Source organism: Xanthomonas sp. SHU 308, from assembly GCF_000364645.1.
Taxonomy (GTDB): domain Bacteria; phylum Pseudomonadota; class Gammaproteobacteria; order Xanthomonadales; family Xanthomonadaceae; genus Xanthomonas_A; species Xanthomonas_A sontii.
The window spans coordinates 1-4,402 of record NZ_AQOK01000410.1 but is presented as its reverse complement, the minus strand read 5'-3'; the positions used below and the strand labels follow the sequence as shown (position 1 = coordinate 4,402).

The 4,402-nt window shown below is 69.2% G+C and carries 3 protein-coding genes; all 3 read right to left on the bottom strand.

The features are described 5' to 3' along the window. Nucleotides 1-358 precede the first annotated feature (358 nt). Nucleotides 359-2,269, bottom strand: a complete 1,911-nt coding sequence (locus D588_RS0113760) for a peptidoglycan-binding protein (protein WP_017916395.1) — start codon at nt 2,267-2,269, stop codon at nt 359-361. Between the two features lie 154 nt (nt 2,270-2,423). Further along, nucleotides 2,424-3,206, bottom strand: a complete 783-nt coding sequence (locus D588_RS0113755) for a hypothetical protein (protein WP_017916394.1) — start codon at nt 3,204-3,206, stop codon at nt 2,424-2,426. A gap of 384 nt (nt 3,207-3,590) precedes the next feature. Then, on the bottom strand, nt 3,591-4,402 hold an 812-nt coding region (locus D588_RS0113750; RefSeq protein WP_017916393.1), incomplete at its 5' end, for a hypothetical protein.

The following is a 4,402-nucleotide window of genomic DNA, read 5'->3' as shown; positions in this document are numbered from 1 at the left end:
CGGCTGCCGCAGCGTCTGCCGCCGGAGCGGCCGGTGCCTGCGTCTGGCCGGGTGTGGAAGACGGCGCGCTGCACGCGGCGGCGGCCACGCACAACAGCAGCAGGGAAGAGCGTTGGAACGCCTTGGCGATGGCCATGGTGGGGTTGCGTCCTTGTCGTTTGCGCGAGCGGGAAGGCGAGGTTCTAATCGATCGTCGTGCACACTGTCCATCGCACGCCGCGATGGCAGGCGATCGTGTTTGGCCGGCGTTGGGCAATGTCGCGCCGGCGCATGCGCGGCGGTCTTGCGCAGCGCTCGACATCGCCACGCACGACCACCGCCGCGCAACGCGCGACGGCGGCCGTTGCCGCGAGACCGATCAGCGCGGCGCCTGGGTCTTCTCGCGCTGCGGATCCGGCTGCTGCGCCTGCTCCTGCGTCTGCCGCTGGGTTTCGGCGGCCAACTGCTGCTGGCTGCGCTCCAGCGGCACCGCCGCGGCCTGCTGCCTGTCCACGTAGGCACGATTGACGTCGTGCGGATTGTCGGGATTGCGCTGCACGGCGATCAGGCCGCGGCGGTCGCCGCTGAGCACCAGGTCGTCGATGCGGTTCATGCCGCTGACCTTGGCCTCGAACGCGACCTGGCCGGCGGCGCGCTGCATCTCTTCGGCGCTCTTGAAGCCGCCGTTGGGTCCCTGCTTCTGCAGATGGTCCATGGCCTGCTTGTACAGCGGATTGTCGGCCAGCGCCGCAGCCTCCGCCTTGGCCGGCGCGGGCTGCTTGGCGATCGCCTCCAGGGTGGCCTTGTCGGCGATGCCGGTCGCCGCCAGGCCCTTCTCGCGCTGCAGGTTGGCGACCACCTGCTGGGTGCGATCGCCGTAGTAGCCGGTACCGCTGAGCAGCTTGCCCTGATCGTCCTTGACGCCCAGTTCGATCAGGCGCTGCTGCATCGCCTTGACGTCGGCGCCCTGCTCGCCCGGCTTCAGCGCCGTGCGCGGCTCCTGCGCGCCCTGCGTCTGCGCCTGGGTCTGCTGGCGGTCCTGCAGCAGGTCGCGGCCCTTGGCCAGCGGATCGGAGGCGAACAGCTTGGCGTTCTGATGCGTGGCCAGGTAGTCGTCCAGCGGCATGGTGTTGACGCCCTTGCTGCCGGTGGACTGGCTGACCAGCAGTTCGCCGCTCTTGGGATCGCGCACGACCATCATGATGTGGTCGATGCCCTTCCAGTGCTCGTGCGCGGTCTTGCCCGAATCCACGCCGATGACCATGCCTTCCTTCAGCGCGCCGGGCTTGAACACATCCTTGCCCTCCAGCAGCACGCCGGAGCTGTCGTAGGCCTTCTTGACGATCTCGCCGGAGCCGGTCATGCCCTGCACCAGCATGTCCTTCTGGGTGAACACGTCGCGGCCGGCCTTGCGGTTGATCTCGTTCATCGTCGCGTTCTGCAGCTCGGTGACCCAGCCGGAACAGTCGATGTAGCCCTGCGACAGATGCTTGCCGTCCACGCCGGGGTGGTAGTACTTGCTGCTCTTGACGTTGATCGCGTACTTGACGTCGTCGTGCTTGACGCCCAGGTCGTAGGCGGCGGTCAGCGCGATGCCGTCGTGGCCGCCCTGCTTGCCGCCGGCCGGTGCCGGCGTGCGCGCGGGCGCCTGGGCGGCCTGGCCCTCGGCGATCGGCTTGATGCCCTTTTCCGGGATCGCGATGTGGTCGTACTTGGCGTCCCAGTACTTCACGAACGCCTTGGCCATGTCCTGGTCGGACAGCTTCTTGAAGTCGGCCAGCGAGGTGCCGGTGTAGGCCTGGAACTGGCGCGCGCCCTGCGCATCCTTTTCGCCGGGGACGTTGTTGAGGATGTTGGCGCGGGTGCCCTTCAGCTCGAAGTGGCCGGTGGCGATCGCGGCCTGGATCGAGCGATAGCCGCCGGCGCCCTGCTGGTGCGCCATGTACATGTCCAGGCCGTCGGGCTGCGGCTTGCCGGACAGGTAGGCGCGGCCGTCGCGCTCGTGCTGGCGGGTCAGGCTGTTGCGGTTGTCCTGGTACATGCGTGCGGCGGCATCGGTGTTGGCCACCGCGTCGAGCTCGCGGCCGCGGATGCCGTAGGCGCTGGCGGCGCCGGGCGTGAACTGGAACAGGCCCTTGGCGCTGTTGGGACCGCGGCTGGCCTGCTCGTCGAAGCGGCCGCCGGTTTCGATGTAGGCGAAACGCATGAAATCGTCGACCGGAATCTGCCGCTGCCTGGCTTCCCGCTCGATGATGTCGAGATTCTCTGCCTTGCTGGTATCGCGTGCCATCTCGTGTAACTCCTTGAGGTTGAGGTACGGCCATCGCGGCCGCCTGGGTCAACCGAGCTCGTCCATGAGCTTGTTAGTGCGCGGTCAACAGAACGATTGCGTACTGCGGAACATCGGGTGCTGCGTCACCGGCGCGCCGCCGCGCGCCGTGGAGTCATGCGACGGGCGTCGGCTGATACTGGCCGCTGTCCGGGTCGTAGGCGTACTGCAGGACGTCGCTGCCATCGAGCAGGCGCGCGCGGCCGGGACCGGCGATCGCGGTGCCGTGCAGCGCCACCCGCAGCGCCGGCATGGGCTGGCCGGGCACCGCCTGGAATTCCAGAGCGCCGGTGCTGGACACGTGCGGCACCACGCCGTCCGGGTCGCTGGCCGCTTCGTTGTCCTCGCCGGCCGCCACCGTGCCGCAGTAGACCCAGCTGCGGTAATCGCCGAGGTCGTGCCGGTTCGGATCGAACACGAACATGGCGAAACCGGCTTCGGTGATGCCGTTCTCGAAGCGGGTGGTCGGCACGGCCAGCAGCAACCGGCCATCGCCCAGCGCATGCTGCTGCGGCGCGCGGGTGGTATCGAACGCATCGGCGCGCGCGTAGGCGCCGAAGCTGCCGACGTAACGCTGCGCATGCAGCACCATCCACGGCCGCTCGCCGCCCGGGGTGGTCAGCTGGAAGGTGGCGGCACCGAGCGAGACGCCCTCGCCGGGGTTCGGGAAGGTTTCCGCATCGTCGATGCCGTACCGGCCCGGCGTGGCGTAACTGAAACCGGTGTAGTACTGCTTGCCGTCCAGCTCGAAATGCCGGCCGCCCCAGAAATTCACCACGGCGCCGTTGTCGATCTCGTAGGACACGGCGCCATCGCCGTCCCAGCCGTAGATCAGGTACAGCACGCTGCCCGCATCGGGTGGCACTTCGGGAGCGGCGCGCTTGTTGTCGTTCGACATGTCCAGAACATCCTGTATTCGGTGAAGAAGCCGGAAGAACCCACCTGCACATTCCGATGCGCCCCGCTACCGCGGCCGGCGTGACGCAGGAGGCGCACGACGCGGACGCGGCGCGCTGCACGGAGAGCACACTCCCCGCAGGCGCAGCTTCGGACGGAACAAGGTGACGTGCACGCCGGCCCCGAGCAGGGGCGGTGATGGCGGTCGCGCATGGCGAACCGCACGCCGGCAATCCACGCCGGCATTTCGGGCGAGTGCAGCATCCCATGCCGCTCGCGAATGACTCGCCTGATCATCAGGCCCCGTGGGGCGCATCTTAAACCAGGTCCTACGCCCGAAACCACCGCCGCCGTACGCGCCGCGTCGCCTCCCCGCGCCGTCCGTTCAGCGGTCCAGCGGCGGGGTGTAGTGCTGCTTGGCGGGGTCGTAGGTGTAGGTGACGGCGTCGGCCGGGCCCAGCGTGCGCACCTTGCCCGGCCCTTCCACCACCGTGCCCTGCAGGGCGATCCGCAGCGACGGCACATTGCCGCTGGCCGGCGGCACGAAGCTCAGCGTGCCGGTGCTGGTGGCGCACTTCATGGTGCCCTGGTCGTCGCAGGCGGCGCTGTTGTCCTCGCCGGCGGCGACCGTGCCCAGGTAGACCCAGCCCTTGTAGTCGCCCAGGTCGTTCTTGTTCGGGTCGAAGGTGAACACCGCGAAGCCGGCACTGGTGATGCCGTCGGCGAAACGGGTGGTCGGCAGCGCCAGCAGCAGGTGGCCATCCTTGGTCTCGGTGCTCTGCGGCTTGCGCTGTTCGTCCAGGGTGTCGGCCTTGCCGTCGGAGCCGAAATCGCCGGCCCAGCGCTGCGCGTGGAACAAGGTCCAGGCCGGCTTGCCGCCGGCGCTGTCGAGCACGTAGGTGGCCTGGCTGATGCTGACCGTGGCGGCCGGGTCGGGCAGGTCCTGGTCGCCGGCCGGGTCCCCGGGCTTGTCGTACTTGCCGCCGGTGGCATTGGCGAAACCGGTGTAGTACTGCTTGCCGCCGAGGTCGAAGCGGTAGCCGTACCAGAAGCTGGCCACCGCGCCGTTGTCGATGGCGTAGGACGCCGAGCCGTCGCCCTTGGCGCCGTAGATGTCGGCCAGCACCTGGCCTGGTGCCGGCACCTCGGCGGCGGCCGGCTGCGCCGCGGCGCTCGCGTCGGCGGGCGCGGCGGATG

Coding starts and splice junctions, on each gene's coding strand:
- D588_RS0113760 (WP_017916395.1), bottom strand. CDS start 2,269: ATGGCACGCGATACCAGCAAGGCAGAGAATCTCGACATCATCGAGCGG.
- D588_RS0113755 (WP_017916394.1), bottom strand. CDS start 3,206: ATGTCGAACGACAACAAGCGCGCCGCTCCCGAAGTGCCACCCGATGCG.